The organism is uncultured Piscinibacter sp., from assembly GCF_937952055.1.
Classification (GTDB): Bacteria; Pseudomonadota; Gammaproteobacteria; order Burkholderiales; family Burkholderiaceae_C; genus Piscinibacter.
The window spans coordinates 122,989-137,947 of sequence record NZ_CALFYO010000020.1; the positions used below are offsets into that span (position 1 = coordinate 122,989).

Sequence of the window (14,959 nt, forward strand, 5' to 3'; positions counted from 1 at the left end):
CTCAGAAGGCATTGGTGCGCTGGATCACGGCGCGCCAGGTCAGCGCGAGGATCTTCAGGTCCAGCCTGAGCGACCAGTGGTTGATGTAGTGCAGGTCGAGCTCGACGCGCCGGGCGAGCTGTGCGGTGGTCTGGGTCGCACCCCGCGCACCGTGAACCTGCGCCCAGCCGGTGATGCCGGGCTTGACGCGGTGGCGGTGCGCATACAGGTCGGTGATGTCGGCGCCGAGCCGTTGCTCGGTGCGCATGTCGATCGCATGCGGGCGCGGACCGACCAGCGACATCGTGCCCTGCAGCACGTTGAAGAGCTGCGGCAACTCGTCCAGGCTGCTGGCGCGCAGGAGGCGGCCGAGGCGTGTGATGCGGCGGTCGCCGCGCACCGTCTGCGTCAATCCGCCGGCTGCACCTTCCGGGTTCCAGGCCATGGTGCGGAACTTGAATATGTCGAACTCGCGGTTGTCCAGCGCGTGGCGGCGCTGGCGGAAGATCACCGGCCCGGGGCTGTCGAGCCGGATCGCCAGCGCGATGGCGGCGAGCAGAGGCAGCAGCAGCAGCGTCAGCAGACCGCCGAGCAGCAGGTCCTCCGCGGCCTTGGCCACGGCATCCCAGCGCGCGATCGGCCGTGCGACCAGGCGCTGCACCGGCACGCTGCCGGCCACCGCGTCGACGACGAACGGCGGGCCGGCCGGGCCGACGTGTTGCGGGCACAGGCCGATCGGCACCGCCAGGACCCGCAGTTGCCGCACGATCGCGCGAAGCCTGTGCGGCCGCGACGGCGGCAGGGCCAGCACGATCCAGTCGATGCGGCGGGTGGCCGCCAGTTCGATCAGGCGATCGAGCGAATCCGTCGCAACCACGCCGCTCGGCGACGCGCCTCTCGGCGCATCGTCGAACAGGCCGAGCAGTTCGACACGTCGCGGCCCGGCCTGGCCGAGCGAGTGCACGAACTGCCGCGCCAGCGAGCCGGAACCGACCACGGCGACCACCTGCGCCAGACGTCCGAGCCGCTGCAGGCGATCGAGCTGCCAGGCCACCAGCACGCGCGTCAGCGAGGTCAGCAGCAGCGCGGCGGTCAACCAGGCCGCGACGTGCAGCGAGGCGATCCGGGCCGCGTCGCCGTTGGCCGACAGCAGCGCGATCAGCGCCATCAGCCCGGCCGCGACGAGCAGGAAGCGCCACAGGTGCGTGCGCAGCAGCGCCGCCAGCCGGCCGCGCTGCACGCCGGCACCGAAGCCCTGGTCGTAGAGCATGAACGGCGCGAGCATCGCCACCGCCAGGGTGGCACGCGCCGTGCCCTCGCTGGCTTCGGCCGGCAGGTTCAGCCATCCGGCCAGCCAGCCGGTCAAGGTGCTGAGCAGCAACAGCGAGGCGAGGTCGAAAAGCGGCAGCAGGTCGCTGGCCAAGGACACCGGGCTGCGGCGGGCGAGACAGGCCGGCGCATTCAGTCGCAGCAGCTGAAGGGCGGTCGAGGCAATGTGCATGGAGCCCAGACTAGGCAGGTCCGCCGACAGCGTCTGTTCGTGAGCGAACTGTGTGCGCCAGCGCACTGGGTCCGCTAGCGCACAGACCGGATCGAGCGCTCACCTCAGGCTGCGCGGGTCCGCATCGGACTCACGTGCCGACCGCCGCCCTGCCCATGCCCACCGCCTCCACCCGGCACGCCCCCCAGCCGTCCGCAGCGCCGCGCATCCTGCTTTGCGCCACCTTGCGCTGGCCGATCGCAGCCCGCCTGGCGATGGCATTCGCGGAGCTGGGAGGGCGGGTCGAGGTGCTCTGTCCGCGCGGCCACCCGGTCACGCGCACACGAGCGGCCACGCGCATCCATCGCCACAGCGCCTCGCGGCCGCTGCGCTCGCTCGAGGAGGCGCTGCAATCCGCCGAGCCCGACCTGATCATCCCGTGCGACGACGATGCCGCGCTGCAGCTGCAGCGGCTGCATGCACAGGTCGACGCGGCGGATCGGCCATCGCCGGCCCTGCGCGAACTGATCGCACGATCGCTCGGCGCGCCCGAGGCGTGCCTGCTCGCGACGACGCGTGGCCGCTTGATGGCGCTCGCCGCGTCGTTGGGCATCCGCGTGCCGAACACCCGGACGGTGCTCACGCCGCAGGAGCTCGTCGCCTGGCTCGACGGCCATGCACTGCCTGCGGTGATCAAGATCGACGGCAGCTGGGGCGGCCAGGGTGTGGCGATCGTGCGCAGCCGCGAGGAAGCCAGACGCGCCTTCGAGCGTCTGGCCGCTCCGCCCTCGCCCGCTCAGGCGCTGGCGCGGACCCTGCTGGACCGCGACAGCCTGCCGCTGCGCCGGCGGCTGGCAGCGTCGCGCTCCGTCCTGACCGTGCAGGACTTCATCGCCGGCGAGCCGGCCAACCGGGCCGTGGCCTGCTGGCGCGGCGAGGTGCTTGCCGGCACGAGTGTGCAGGCATTGCGCACGCAGCAATCGACCGGGCCGGCCACGGTGGTGCGCGTGATCGACAACGCCGAGATGGACGAGGCGGTGCGGCGACTGGTGCAAGGGCTCGGCCTGTCGGGGCTGTGGGGTGTCGACTTCATGCTCGAGGCTTCGACCGGCGCGGCCCACCTGATCGAGATGAACCCGCGTGCCACGCCGATCAGCCACCTCGTGCCGCAGCCCGGCCACGACCTGCCGGCGGCGCTGCTGTCGGCGCTCGGTGCATGGCCCGCGGCGGCAGGGCGTGCAGCGATCGGCCACGAGGTGATCGCGCTGTTCCCGGGCGAGTGTCGGCGCGACCCGGCCAGCCTGCACCTGCGGATGGACCACCACGACGTTCCCTGGAACGAACCGGACTTGGTGCGCGACGGCCTGGAAGCACCCTGGGCCGAGCGCGGCTGGATCGCCCGAGCCTGGGCGCGCTGGCGCGAGCCGGCGCGGAACACCCCGCCGCGCCGCGACACCGCGCCGGATGCGTACGGCAGCGAACAGACGCTGCCAGCCTGTGCCGACTACAACCCTTTGTCGCGGCACACGCCGTGAATCAACCAGGGGTTTGACTTGACCGATCTTCCGGCGCTGTCCAGCGAGAGACCATTGGCGGCAGCCACGCCGCTGGTCCCGCTGGCCTACGTCCATCCCGGCCTGTCGATGCCGCAGCTGTTCTCGATCCTGTGGGCCTACCGCGGGCTCAGCGCGATGATCATCGTGCTGGTCCTGGCGGCGACTGCCGTCGCGATGTGGCTGTGGCCGCGCACCTACAGCGCGACCGCGGCGCTGATGGTGAACTACGAGGTCAGCGACCCGCTCAACGGCAAGGAACTGCCGGTCGGCCAGGTCGGCAGCTACATCGCCACGCAGGTCGAGCTGATGCAGACGCCCGAGCTGCTGCTCGCGGTGGTCGACCGCCTGCGGCTCACCGAGCGGCCCGCCTACGCGCGCGGCTGGCGCAGCGAGACCGGCACGCTGCGCGACTGGGCGGCCGCGCAGGTCGCGCGCACGCTCGTCGTCGAGCAGAGCCAGCGCGGCAGCCAGCTGATCTACGCGAGCTTCTCGTCCGACGACGCGGCGGAGGCGGCCCAGGTCGCCAACACGGTGGCCGACGTCTACAAGGAGCAGGACCTGCTGCGTGCCGGCGCCGCGCCGGGCGACCGCGCCAAGCGCTACGCACAGCAGCTCGACGAGCTGAAGGCCAAGGCCGAGCAGGCCCAGCGCGACCTGACTGCCTTCCACCAGCGCAACGGGCTGATCGAGGAGACGGACAAGAGCGGCGTCGACGTGCTGCTGCTGGCGGCGATGGACGAGCGGCTGCTCGCCGCGCAGAACGAGCGCCGTGCGGCCGAGGCGCGCGCGGCACAGAACCAGGCGGTCGGCGAGCAGGTGCTGGCCTCGCCGCTGACGCAGCAGCTGAAGGCGCAACTGGCCACCCAGGAGCTGCGCCTGGACTACCTGAGGAAGCACTACACGCCGCTGTACCCGGACGTGGCGGACATGGAGGCGCAGGTCGCCGCGACGCGGCGCGCGCTGGCCGCCAACGTGAAGAGCTACAGCGACGGTGCCGCGGCCGGCCTGGGCGTGGCGCGTCGGCTGGAAAAGGGCTTCGAGCGCTCGCTGGACGAACAGCGCGGCAAGGTGCTGGCGCGCAGCCTGCTGCAGGACGAAGCCGCCAAGTACCGGCTCGAGCTCGCCTCCGCCCAGGCGGTTTACAAGCGCGCGCTGGAGAGTTACGACCAGATCATGTTCGCCGCCAGCGCTCGGCAGACCAACGTCAGCCTGGTCAGCCGCGCCACGCCGCCGGTCAAGGCGAGCCGGCCGCGCGTGCTGCTCGGCTGGCTGTTCGGCGTGCTGTGCGCCGGCGTGCTCGGCTTCGGTATCCCGCTCGCCTACGAACTGTTCAACCGCCGCGTGCGCTGCCGCGACGACATCGAGCGCCAGTGGGGCGTTCCGGTGCTGGCGGAGTTCGGCCGGCTGCCGCTGCGGGTGAGCACATGAACACACCTGCGGCGCGCCATGCCGACCTGCCTGTGCAGCCCCTGCAGCCGCAAGGGTCCGAGTCGATCTGGCGTCGGCGTCCGGAAATGCGGCCCGTCGAGCCCGTCGAAGCGCGGGTGCAGCCCGGCGAGCGCCTCATCATGGCGCACGATCCCTGCGACCCGCGCTGCGAGAAGATCCGCGCACTGCGCACCGAGCTGCTGCTGCGCCGCGACTCGCCCGACCACGCCGACATCGTCGCGCTGCTCAGCCCCTGCGCCGGCGAGGGCCGATCGCTGCTCGCCGCCGAGCTCGCCATCGGCTTCGCGCAGACTGGCCATCCGACGCTGCTGGTCGATGCCGATCTGCGCCGGCCGCAGCAGCACCTGCTGTTCGGCGCGTCCAACCGGTACGGGCTCGCGCAAGCCATCGCCCACGGCGACGAACCGCAGGTGCAGAGCGTGCATGGCCTGCCGCGCATGCGCCTGCTGACCGCCGGCGAACTGCCGGGCGACCCGCTCGAGCTGCTGTCCAGCCGCCGCTTCGCCGCGCTGATCGATCGCTGGCGCCACGAGTACGAGTTCGTCGTGCTCGACACCGCACCGGTGGGCCGCTTCTCCGATGGCCTGGCGGTCGCCCGCCTGGTCGGCCGGGTGCTCGCGCTCAGCCGCGCGCAGCACACGCCCCGGCAGGACATGGAGGACATGATGCGCCGCCTGTCGGCCACACGCTCCCGGATCCTCGGCGCGGTCGTCAGCCACTTCTGAGCATCTCGGTCCCGCGCGCGCCATCCATCGACGACACGATCGCCATGAGAGTCGCCAGCCCCGACCCGCCCCTGCACCCGGCCCCCGCCTGGGTGGTCGACGGCCAGCATGCACGGCTGCTTGCGGCAATGGTGTGGGTGCTGATCGTGCTGATGATCGTGCCCGAAGGACTCGACTACGAGGGCATCGCCAGCCGCGGCGCGCACGCCTCGGGCGGAGCGATCAGCCGGGCTCTGTGGTTGGGCCTGATGCTGCTGTCCGTGACCGTCCTGGCCTGGCGCACCGGCCTCGCCTCGCTGCTGGCCGGTCGGCTCAACCCCTTCCTGGCGGTCTTCGTGGCGCTGGCCGTTGCCAGCCTCGCCTGGTCGATCGACGAGCGACTCACCGCGCGGCGGCTGATCCGCCTGATCACCATCGTGCTCGTGTGCATCGCCTTCGTGCTGATGGCGTGGCACGCCCGGCGCCTGCAGAACGTGCTGCGCCCGGTGCTGACGCTGATGCTGCTGGGCTCCCTTCTGTTTGGCCTGCTGTTCCCTGCGCTGGCCATCCACCAGGAGAGCGCCGCCGAGCTGTCGGGCGCATGGCGCGGCCTGGCCAATCACAAGAACGGCCTGGGCGCGCTGGCCTGCCTCACGCTCGTCTTCTGGTGCCACGGCTGGTTCAGCGGCGAACTGCGCGCCCCGGCCGCGCTGGCCGGCATCGCGCTGGCGGCCACCTGTCTGCTGCTGTCGCGCAGTTCCACCTCGATGGCCGCGGCGGTATTCGTCGTGGCCTTCCTGTTCCTGGCGCTGCGCGCGCCGCGGCCGCTACAGCGGCTGCTTCCGGCCGCGGTGGTGCTGCTGACCGCGGCGCTGCTGCTGTACGCGCTGGCCATGCTCGGGCTGATTCCGGGGCTGGGCGCGCTGCTGTCGAGCATCAGCACGCTGACCGGCAAGGACGCGAGCCTGACCGGCCGCACCGGCATCTGGTGGATCCTGGCCGAGCACGTCGAGCTGCGCCCGCTGCTCGGCTCGGGCTATGCGGCCTACTGGACGGCCGGCCCCATGCCCGGCACCGAGTCCTACGAATTCGTGCGCCGCCTGCAAGGCTTCTACCCCGGCTCGGCGCACAACGGCTACCTCGAGATCCTCAACGACCTCGGCTGGGCCGGCCTGGCCTGCCTGTTCGCCTACCTGCTCGTGCACGTGCGGCAGGCGCTGCAGCTGCTGCGCCTGGAGCGCTCGCAGGCCGTGCTCGTCATCGCGCTCTTCTTCCAGCAGGCGATCACCAACCTCTCGGAGACGCACTGGTTCAGCGTGCTCAGCGTGGACTTCGTGATCATGGCCCTGGCCAGCACCGCGCTGGCGCGCAGCCTGCTCGAACACCGGCTGCGGGCGGCCTTCGGCTCGCCGGCCGCGGGCATGCGGGGAGCCGGGCCGTGAGATCCGGCCCCATCCCGTCGCTGGACGGCGTGCGCGCGCTGGCCGTCGCGCTGGTGTTCCTCGCCCACAGCGGCCTGGAGCGCGTCGTCCCCGGCGGCCTGGGCGTGACGATCTTCTTCGTGCTCAGCGGCTTCCTGATCACCACGCTGATGCGCCAGGAGCACGCGCGCAGCGGCCGCCTCGACCTGCGCAGCTTCTACCTGCGCCGGCTGCTGCGCCTGATGCCGCCGCTGGCGATCGTCGTCACTGCCGCGGCGGCGCTGTCGGCGCTGGGCCTGATCGGCGGCGCCTTCACCGCCGGCGGCCTTCTCTCGTCGCTGTTCTACCTCGGCAACTACTTCGTCATCGCGCAGGACTACCACGGCGTGCCTGCCGGCATCGGCGTGGTCTGGTCGCTGGCGATCGAGGAGCATTTCTACCTGCTCTATCCGCCGCTGGCGCTGTTGCTGCTGCGCGCGCGCGGCAGCACCGCCGCCGCCGTGCTGGCGCTGCTGTGCGCGGCCATGCTCGGCTGGCGCCTGTGGCTGGTGCAGCACGGCGCTTCGGCGGCCTACCTGACGATGGCCACCGACACGCGCGCTGACGCCATCCTGGTCGGCTGCGCGATGGGCCTGTGGCGCAATCCCTGGCTCGACGAGGCGCCGGCCCGCACGCCCCGCCACGATGCCGGGGTGGCGCTGCTGTGCGTGGCCACGCTGCTGGCGACCTTCGTCTACCGCGACGAGGTTTTCCGCCTGACGGCCCGCTACACGCTGCAGAGCCTGGCGGTGGCCGGCTTGCTGCACGCCGCGGTGAGGCACGCCGGTGCCTGGCCGTGGCGCTGGCTGAGCGCACGGCCGCTGGTCTACCTGGGGTCGATCTCCTACACCGTGTACCTGTCACACCACGTGATCCTGCTCGGCCTGGCCCGCCACTGGCCGCAATGGGGCTGGGCCACGCTCACCCTGGTCGGCGCCCTGCTCACGCTGGCGGTGGCCGAGCCGATGCGCCGCTGGGTCGAACAGCCGATCGCCGCGCTGCGCCGCCGCCTGCACCGCGATCGCGTGGCGCAGACGCCGGCGCCGGACTTCCGCTTCATGGGCACGCCATGAACTCCGCCTACGTGCCGACGCGCCACGACGTCTCGCCGGAAGCAGCGCTGCTGGCCATCCTCGACCACCGCGGCCCGATCCTGCTCGATCTCGACGAGACGCTGTACCTGCGCAACTCGACCGAGGATTTCATCGACTCGGCACGCCCGCGGCTGGCCGCGCTGATGCTGCTGCGCCTGCTGGACCTGCTGGCGCCCTGGCGCTGGACCGGCGGCGAGGTCACGCGCGACGTCTGGCGGGTGTGCCTGGTCTGCACCTGCTTCCCCTGGACCGACCGCCACTGGCGCGAGCGCGTGGCCGAGCTGGCCACGGGCTTCACCAACCTGCGCCTGCTCGACGCGCTGCGCCGCGCCGGTGCGCCGGCGATCGTCACCACGGCCGGCTTCCACAGCATCGTGGCGCCGCTGGTGGCCGCCCTCGGCCTGCCGCAGGCGCGCATCGTCGCCGCGCGCACCTGGACCTTCGCCGACCGCCGCCACGGCAAGCTGCTGCTGGCTCGCGGCGCGCTCGGGGACGACACGGTGCGCGGCGCCCTGGTGCTGACCGACTCGGCGCAGGACCTCTCGCTGCTCGACGCCTGCGCCCGCCCGCTGCGCGCGGTGTGGCCCGAGGCGCGCTTCCGCCACGCGCTCAGCGGTGTCTACCTGCCCGGCCAGTACCTCTCGCGGGTCAAGCGCCCGGGCCAGCGCTACATCGTGCGCGGCATCCTGCAGGAGGACTTCGCCTTTTGGGTGCTGGCGTCGATCGGTCTGGCCGCGCATCCGCTCCTGCACCTGGCCGGGCTGCTGTTCCTGCTGCTGTCCTTCTGGGCCATCTATGAGCGCGGCTATGTCGACAACGACCTCGTCGCGGCGCGCCACGAACTCGAACCGAAGCTGAGTGCCGAGTTCGCCAGCGCCCCGGTCGCCACGCCTCGCTGGGCGCCGTGGGCCTGGGCGCTGGGCGGCGGCGCCGTCGCCATCGGGCTGCTGCGCTGGCCCGCGGTGCCGGTGGCGGCAGACTTCATCGCCTGGGCTGCGGTGCTGCTGGCCACGCAGGCCGGCTTCCACCTCTACAACCGGCTCGACAAGGCCACCCGCGTGTGGCTGTTCGCCGGCCTGCAGTTCGCGCGCAGCGCGGCCTTCGTCGCCCTGGTGCCGATCACGCCGGTCGGCGCGGCGGCGCTCGGTGCCCACGTGCTGGCCCGCTGGGTGCCGTACCACGCCTACCGGCTGGGCGGCAAGGCGTGGCCGCAAGCGCCGCTGCAGTTGATCCGGCTGATGTTCTTCGTCGTGCTCGTGCTGCTGCTCGGCTTAGCCCAGGGCCTGGCGTCGCTGGCCGGCGGCAGCGCGCTCGCCCTGCTGGCCTGGAACCTGTTCCGCGCCCGACGGGAACTGGCCGCGGCCGTATCGGCCGCCCACCGCATCGACCACCTGCGCAAGGTGCCTCCGCCATGAAGATCAGCGTGTGCATCGCCACCTACCGGCGCCCCGAACGGCTGCGCGCCCTGCTGCACGACATCACCTGGCAGCGACTGCTGCCGCAGGAGGTGATCGTGGTCGACAACGACGCCGCGGGCAGCGCGCGCGCCGTGGTCGAGGGCCTGCGCGCCACGCATCCGCCGTTCCGCCTCCGCTACGAGGTGCAGCCCGAGCAGAACATCTCCCTGACACGCAACCGCAGCGTGGCCCTGGCCAGCGGCGACTGGCTCGCCTTCGTCGACGACGACGAGCGCGCGCCGCCCGAGTGGCTGCGGCAACTGGCCCACTGCGCGCTGCGCCACCGGCCCGACGGCGTGCTCGGTCCGGTCGTGCCGCTGGTGCCACGCGAGGCGCCCCCGTGGATACGCCGCGGCGCCTTCTACGACTGGGTCCGCCTGCGCACCGGCACGCTCGTGCCGCCGAACAAGCTGCGCTTCGGCAACGTGCTGCTGCGCGCGCCGCTGCTCAATGGCCTGCGCGGCCCCTTCGATCCGGCCTATGGCCGCACCGGCGGCGAGGACGGCGACCTGCTCGCCCGCCTGGTGCAAGGCGGTGCCCGGGTGGTCTGGTGCGACGAGGCGGTGGTGCAGGAGCCGGTCGAACGCTCGCGCCTGTCCTTGCGCTGGCTGCTGATGCGCGCGCTGCGCGGCGGGCAGGATCACGCGCGCCACCGGCTGAACGGCCGTTACGGTGCGCTCGGCGCCGGCGGCCGCATGCTGTACGCGCTGCGCGCCTTTCTGCAGGCCGCGGCGGCCGCGGTCCTGGCGCTGCTGAGCTGGCCGCGCGGTCGGCACCATGCGGTGCGCTGGCTGCTCAAGGCCGCCGCGAACATCGGCAAGCTGTCAGTGTTCTTCGGCTGGCACTACCGCGAGTACGGCGGGCAGGCGGCATGATCCATCTGCTGCAGGCCCTGCTGTTCGCGCTGGCCCTGCCGACGGCGGCGGCCAGTCTCTACCTGCTCGCCTTCACGCTGCTGTCGCAGCAGCCGCCGCCGGGGCCGCGCTCGTCACGGCGCATGAAGTTCGACATCGTCGTGCCGGCCCACGACGAGGCAGCGGTCATCGGCGCCGTGGTCGCCAGCCTGAAGCGGCTCGACTGGCCGGAAGACGGCTATCGCGTGCTCGTGGTGGCCGACAACTGCAGCGACGACACCGCGGCGCTGGCGCGCGCCGCCGGCGCCGTGGTGCTCGAGCGCCACGATGCCGAGCGCCGCGGCAAGGGCCACGCGCTCGAGTTCGGCTTCGCCGCCAGCCGCCGCGATGCCCGGGCCTATGCGGTGGTGGTGGTCGACGCCGACACCGAGATCTCGCCGAACCTGCTCGAGGCCTTCGCCGGCCGCATCGAGGCCGGGGCCAAGGCCGTCCAGGCCCACTACGGCGTGCTCAATGCGCAGGCCTCGTGGCGCACGCGGCTGATGGCCATCGCGCTGAGCTGCTTCCACCGCGTGCGCTCGCGCGGTCGCGAGCGGCTCGGGCTGTCGTGCGGGCTGCGCGGCAACGGCTGGTGCGTCACCCACCGGCTGCTGCGCGAGGTGCCGTACCGCGCCTATTCGCTGGCCGAGGACATCGAGTACGGCATCGACCTCGCGCTGGCGGGGCACCGCATCCACCACGCCGACGAGGCGCGGGTCGACGCGCTGATGGTCAGCGGCGGGGCCGCTGCGGCCACGCAGCGGCAGCGCTGGGAGGACGGGCGGCGCCAGCTGATCCGCACGCGGCTCGGCCCGCTGCTGCGCTGCACCGGCCGGCCCGACGGCGCGGTCTGCCTCGACCTCGCGCTCGACCTGCTGATGCCGCCGCTGGCCTGGGTGCTGCTCGGCGTGGTGGCGCTGCTGGCGATGTCCGGCCTGGCCTGGCCCTGGGTGCCGGGTGCCGGCCTCTGGATGGGCATCGCCCTGGCCTGCGCCGCCAGCCTGCTGCTGCACGTGCTGCGCGGCTGGCAGCTCAGCGGCGTGGGCCTGCGCGGCCTGCTCGACCTGGCGCGTGTTCCGGGGTTCGTGCTGTGGAAGCTGCTGCTGATGCTGCGCACCCACGACGTGACACAGTGGATCCGAACGCGACGGGAAGAGCCTTGAGCGACCACCGCCGCCTGGCCTTTGCCCGACTGTTCAGCAGCGCCGTCGTCAGCCAGGCGCTGCTGTCTGCCGCGAGCTTCGCCATCGGGCTGCTGCTGATCCGGCGCAGCAGCGACCTCGAGTACGGCCACTACATCCTGGCCATCAGCGCGATCGCCCTGGCGGTCTCCCTGCAGAACGCGTTCTGCGGCCCAGCGCTGGCTTCGCAGATGGGGCGGCTCGAGCTGCCGCAGCGCCGCGTGCTGGCCGGCGCGCTGCTGCGCGAATGGCCCGCCCTGCTCGTCGCCGGCGGCCTGCTGCTGGCCGCCGGCTCGCTGGGCCTGCAGGCCGCCGGCCTGCTGTCGTGGCGCGACACCTGGCTGCTGCTGGCCGGCATCGGTGCCGCACTGTTCATCCTGCATCGCGAGTGCCTGCGCCTGGTGCTTTTGACCCACCGGAGGCCGCAGGACGTGCTGCGCACCGACCTGCTCTTCGCCGCGCTCTCGGTAGGCGGGGTGTTCGCTGCCACGCGGGCCTCGCCGGCCGCCGCCTTCGCGATGGTGGCCCTTGCCGTGGCGGCGCTAGCCAGCATCGCCGGGCTCAGGCGTGCGCTGCGCCGCCACGAAGACTGGAACCATGCCGCGGCGCCGGGCCGGCTGCGTGCCCTGGTGCCGCTGGCGCGGTGGTCGATCGCCGGTGCCGCCATGCACTGGAGCTTCAGCCAGGGCTATGTCTACTTGGTCGCCGCCACGCTCGACGTGGCCTCCGTCGCCGCCATCGCCGCGATCCGGCAGCTGCTGATGCCCGTGAACCTGCTGTCCACCGGCATCGGTTCGCTGATGCTGCCGCTGGCCACCGGCTGGCTGGACCGCCACGGTGCGGCCTTCCTGTTCCGCCGCCTGGCGCTGTTCGCCGCCGCCATGGCGGCGCTGACGCTGGCCTGGTTCGCGGTGCTCTGGCTGGGCCGCGACTGGATCTTCGCCAGCCTGCTGCGCAAGCAGTTCGCGCAGCGCGATGCCCTGCTGGCGCTGTGGGGCGCGCTGTTCCTGGTGATGGTGGTGCGCGACCAGCTCGCCTACCTGATGGCATCGCAAGGGCGTTTTCGCGGCCTCACGTTGCTGACCCTGCTCGGCGCCGTCGTCTCGGTGGCCGCCAGCCTGGCAGCCATGCGGGAGTTCGGCGCCACCGGCGCGCTGGTGGGCATGCTCGCCGGCGAGCTGATCACGCTGGCCGGCGTGATCGTCCTGTCATGGCCCACCGATCGCCGCTGGCGCGCATGGCCGGCCTGGCGCCGCGAGCCGGCCTGAGCCGTCCGCCAGCAGAATCGCCTCGAGCTGCCGGCCCGCCAGCCACTCGCCTCGCCCTGCGCGCACCTGAGACACCAGCGCGGCGATGCGCTCGCGCTGACGCTCGTCGGACGCCAGCGCCGGGTCGGCAGGCGGACGTGCCGCCGCCTCGCGCCGCGCCGGATTGCACATCGCGCTCACCGCCGGCGCCACGGGCGCCGCCAGGCGGCGCTTCCAGTCGCCCAGCCGGCGCCGCCAGTACGGCAGGCTGCCGCGACGGTAGATCTGTGCGACGTGCAGCGGCGTGCATTCGGCCAGCCAGCGGCTCTTGTAATACCCGAAGCCGGAGCGCAGGTTGAAGAACTCGTGGCCTTCCTCGATGGCTTGGCCCACGCCGAGCAGCAGCATCGCCGAGCCCGGTGCGAAGCGGCTCAGCCGATCGTCGTAGACGATGTGCAGCGCATGCAGCCCGGTTTCGAAGGCGCCGTTGATGATGCCGGCCACGGGCAGGCCGTCGAGCAGCAGCAAGCGGATCGAGACGCGCATCGGCTGCCCCTCCTCCAGCAGGCTACGGAACTGCGCAATGTGCCGCGGATGGCTGCCGATGGCGGCCTCGCCGTGGGCCTTCCAGCTGTTCGGCTCGATGCCGAGGTACAAGGCAAGCAAGGCCGGTGTGTCGGCCGGGTCCGACGAGGCGATGGTCTCGGCGCGTCCGGCCGCCAGCAGCCCCCTGAACTCCCGCCTCAGGTTGGAACGGAACTTCTTCGACAGTTCAGCGAGGTAGCCGCCCAGACTGTTCCAGCGGATCCGGATCGTGCAGTTCTCCAGGCTTGGCCATTGCCGCAGCAGGTAGCCCGACAGGTCGACGCCCGGCGGCGGCGGGAACAGGGTCGAGGCGGCACTCTGCTGGATGAACTCGAGAGAGCTCCACTCGCTGCGGCGCCCGAGCAGGTGGCAGTACATGGCCGTGACGACCGGCGTCTCGTCACCGCGCCGGGCGACCACGTGAGGACGGTCGGCGTCGTGCGTGACCAGGAAGCCGACTGTGGCCACGCGCAGCCCCAGCATGCGGCGCTCGACGCGCCTGAGCGCGACATAGCCGACCAGGCGCTCTTCACGGAAGGCCAGCAGCAGCCACAGCTGCGTGCTGCGCCCGCTGGAATCCTCCTCGTCGTGCCGCAGGCGGGCCTGCAGGTGCGCGAAGCTGGAGAACGGGTCGGGGTGTGCGGCCTGGCGGTTCAGCGCATCGATCTCCTCGCGCCACGCTGCAGCCTGCGACAAGTCGTGCAGGCAGCGGACCTCGATCACGGCGCGGTAGGCCGCGCCTGCGGCGGCACGGGCAGCTCGTCCAGCGGCCTCGTGCCGCCGGGCGCCTCGGCGTCGATGCGCAGGGTGAAGACGTGCTGCTTGGGCGGCGCCGGGTCCAGCCCGGCACGGCGCACGATGCGGTGCGCCAGCGTCTTCATCAGCGCACCGGCGCCGTGCTCGTCGAGCGAGGCGCCGGCACGGCCGAAGCGCAGGCGCAACCAGCGGTTCGCGGCCAGCACGTGCGCACGCCGGCGGGTGGCTGCGGTGAAGTGTTCCGTGGCCAGCGACACGTTGAGTTCGCCGATGTTGTCTACACGGTGCGGCGCGTTCTGCGGCCAGGCGATCCACTGACCCGGTTCGAGGTCGTGCACCTCGGCCTGCGCATCCCAGCCCGGCTCGTAGGGCAGGTACTCGTCGCGCACACCGGCGACGATGTCTTCCAGCGCCTCGCGTGGCGCGATCCGATCGTCGCCGGCCGGGTAGACCCACAGGCGCTTGCGGCCGCGCACATGCCACAGCACGGAGGCCGGGCCGTCGGCGTGATAGGCCACACACGCCTGCGGCGACGAGATCAGCAGGTTGCCGTGGCTGGATTGCGGCGCGAATCCGGGCAGCTGCTGCGCCAGCAGCGCGTAGAGCTGGTCGATCAGCTGTCGCCACTGGGCATCCGCGCGATCCACGCGGGCGAGGTTGAGCCAGAGGCGGCCCATGCGAACCGCGCGCAGCAGTTCGGCGCCAGGCACGCCGTCGCAGCGCACGTGGCGGACGCCGCCGTGCCCGGCCGCTTCGTCGTGGCCCATCGAGACGGCGTGGACCCGCCCGGGCGGCATGCGTTCGAGCAGATCGGCCAGTGCATCGTCGGCGAACAGCGCGCTGCGCTCGAGGGTGTGGGTGCCCCGCACCAGGCGCCGGCCGAAGTCGCCAGGCTGGGCGGCCGGCAGTGCGCGGACCTGCACGCTCTCAGGTGCGCTCGTCGGGTTCATCGTCGCCAACCTCCTCCGGCGCAGGCATCGGGTCACGCCGCTGCGCCTCCAGCCTCTGGGCGTGGTGACGGTTCACCTCCGCGGCAGCGGCCAGCGTGCCGGCGTCGAGGCGAGCGCCTGCCGGCGTCGACTCGCCACTGCGGGCCCCGCCGTGAAGCGCGTCCATCG

Annotated in this window: 13 protein-coding genes; 9 read left to right on the top strand and 4 right to left on the bottom strand. The window is 72.5% G+C overall.

Features of this window, described 5'->3' with window-relative positions; all coding sequences use genetic code 11:
- Position 1: 1 nt before the first annotated feature.
- Positions 2–1,480, bottom strand: a complete 1,479-nt coding sequence (locus Q0599_RS11395) for an exopolysaccharide biosynthesis polyprenyl glycosylphosphotransferase (protein ID WP_298829532.1) — start codon at positions 1,478–1,480, stop codon at positions 2–4.
- A 155-nt stretch (positions 1,481–1,635) separates the two neighbouring features.
- Between Q0599_RS11395 and Q0599_RS11400 the strand changes: the two genes are divergently transcribed.
- Genes Q0599_RS11400 through Q0599_RS11440 form a run of 9 tightly spaced genes read left to right on the top strand, consistent with a single transcriptional unit; the run spans position 1,636 to position 12,521 of the window.
- On the top strand, positions 1,636–2,994 hold the full coding sequence (locus tag Q0599_RS11400; RefSeq protein WP_298829534.1) for an ATP-grasp domain-containing protein: 1,359 nt from the start codon (positions 1,636–1,638) through the stop codon (positions 2,992–2,994).
- 18 nt (positions 2,995–3,012) lie between these two features.
- Positions 3,013–4,443 (top strand): Wzz/FepE/Etk N-terminal domain-containing protein, encoded by a 1,431-nt coding sequence (locus Q0599_RS11405; protein ID WP_298829536.1) that lies wholly within the window; start codon positions 3,013–3,015, stop codon positions 4,441–4,443.
- On the top strand, positions 4,440–5,189 hold the full coding sequence (locus Q0599_RS11410; protein WP_298829537.1) for a CpsD/CapB family tyrosine-protein kinase: 750 nt from the start codon (positions 4,440–4,442) through the stop codon (positions 5,187–5,189). The genes Q0599_RS11405 and Q0599_RS11410 overlap by 4 nt, the downstream gene beginning before the upstream one ends.
- 44 nt (positions 5,190–5,233) lie before the next feature.
- Positions 5,234–6,610, top strand: coding sequence for an O-antigen ligase (locus Q0599_RS11415; protein ID WP_298829538.1), 1,377 nt, complete (start codon positions 5,234–5,236; stop codon positions 6,608–6,610).
- Entirely contained in the window at positions 6,607–7,701 is a 1,095-nt protein-coding gene (locus Q0599_RS11420) for an acyltransferase (RefSeq protein WP_298829539.1), read from the top strand. Before Q0599_RS11415 ends, Q0599_RS11420 begins: the two co-directional genes overlap by 4 nt.
- Positions 7,698–9,137 carry a haloacid dehalogenase-like hydrolase gene (locus tag Q0599_RS11425; protein ID WP_298829540.1) on the top strand — a complete coding sequence of 480 codons (1,440 nt, stop codon included), beginning with the start codon at positions 7,698–7,700 and terminating at the stop codon, positions 9,135–9,137. The genes Q0599_RS11420 and Q0599_RS11425 overlap by 4 nt, the downstream gene beginning before the upstream one ends.
- Positions 9,134–10,054 carry a glycosyltransferase family A protein gene (locus tag Q0599_RS11430; RefSeq protein ID WP_298829543.1) on the top strand — a complete coding sequence of 307 codons (921 nt, stop codon included), beginning with the start codon at positions 9,134–9,136 and terminating at the stop codon, positions 10,052–10,054. The genes Q0599_RS11425 and Q0599_RS11430 overlap by 4 nt, the downstream gene beginning before the upstream one ends.
- Positions 10,051–11,235 carry a glycosyltransferase family 2 protein gene (locus tag Q0599_RS11435; RefSeq protein WP_298829545.1) on the top strand — a complete coding sequence of 395 codons (1,185 nt, stop codon included), beginning with the start codon at positions 10,051–10,053 and terminating at the stop codon, positions 11,233–11,235. The genes Q0599_RS11430 and Q0599_RS11435 overlap by 4 nt, the downstream gene beginning before the upstream one ends.
- A complete protein-coding gene (locus Q0599_RS11440; protein WP_298829547.1) occupies positions 11,232–12,521 on the top strand; it encodes a capsular biosynthesis protein in 1,290 nt (429 codons plus the stop codon). The genes Q0599_RS11435 and Q0599_RS11440 overlap by 4 nt, the downstream gene beginning before the upstream one ends.
- Here the strand turns inward: Q0599_RS11440 and Q0599_RS11445 are convergent.
- The 3 genes from Q0599_RS11445 to Q0599_RS11455 are packed head-to-tail and all read right to left on the bottom strand — an operon-like array spanning position 12,462 to position 14,957.
- A complete protein-coding gene (locus Q0599_RS11445; protein ID WP_298829549.1) occupies positions 12,462–13,808 on the bottom strand; it encodes a GNAT family N-acetyltransferase in 1,347 nt (448 codons plus the stop codon). The genes Q0599_RS11440 and Q0599_RS11445 overlap by 60 nt on opposite strands.
- Entirely contained in the window at positions 13,805–14,791 is a 987-nt protein-coding gene (locus Q0599_RS11450) for a hypothetical protein (RefSeq protein ID WP_298829551.1), read from the bottom strand. Before Q0599_RS11450 ends, Q0599_RS11445 begins: the two co-directional genes overlap by 4 nt.
- Positions 14,769–14,957: a hypothetical protein gene (locus Q0599_RS11455; RefSeq protein ID WP_298829552.1), complete on the bottom strand. Its 189-nt coding sequence runs from the start codon at positions 14,955–14,957 to the stop codon at positions 14,769–14,771. Before Q0599_RS11455 ends, Q0599_RS11450 begins: the two co-directional genes overlap by 23 nt.
- Positions 14,958–14,959: the final 2 nt, after the last annotated feature.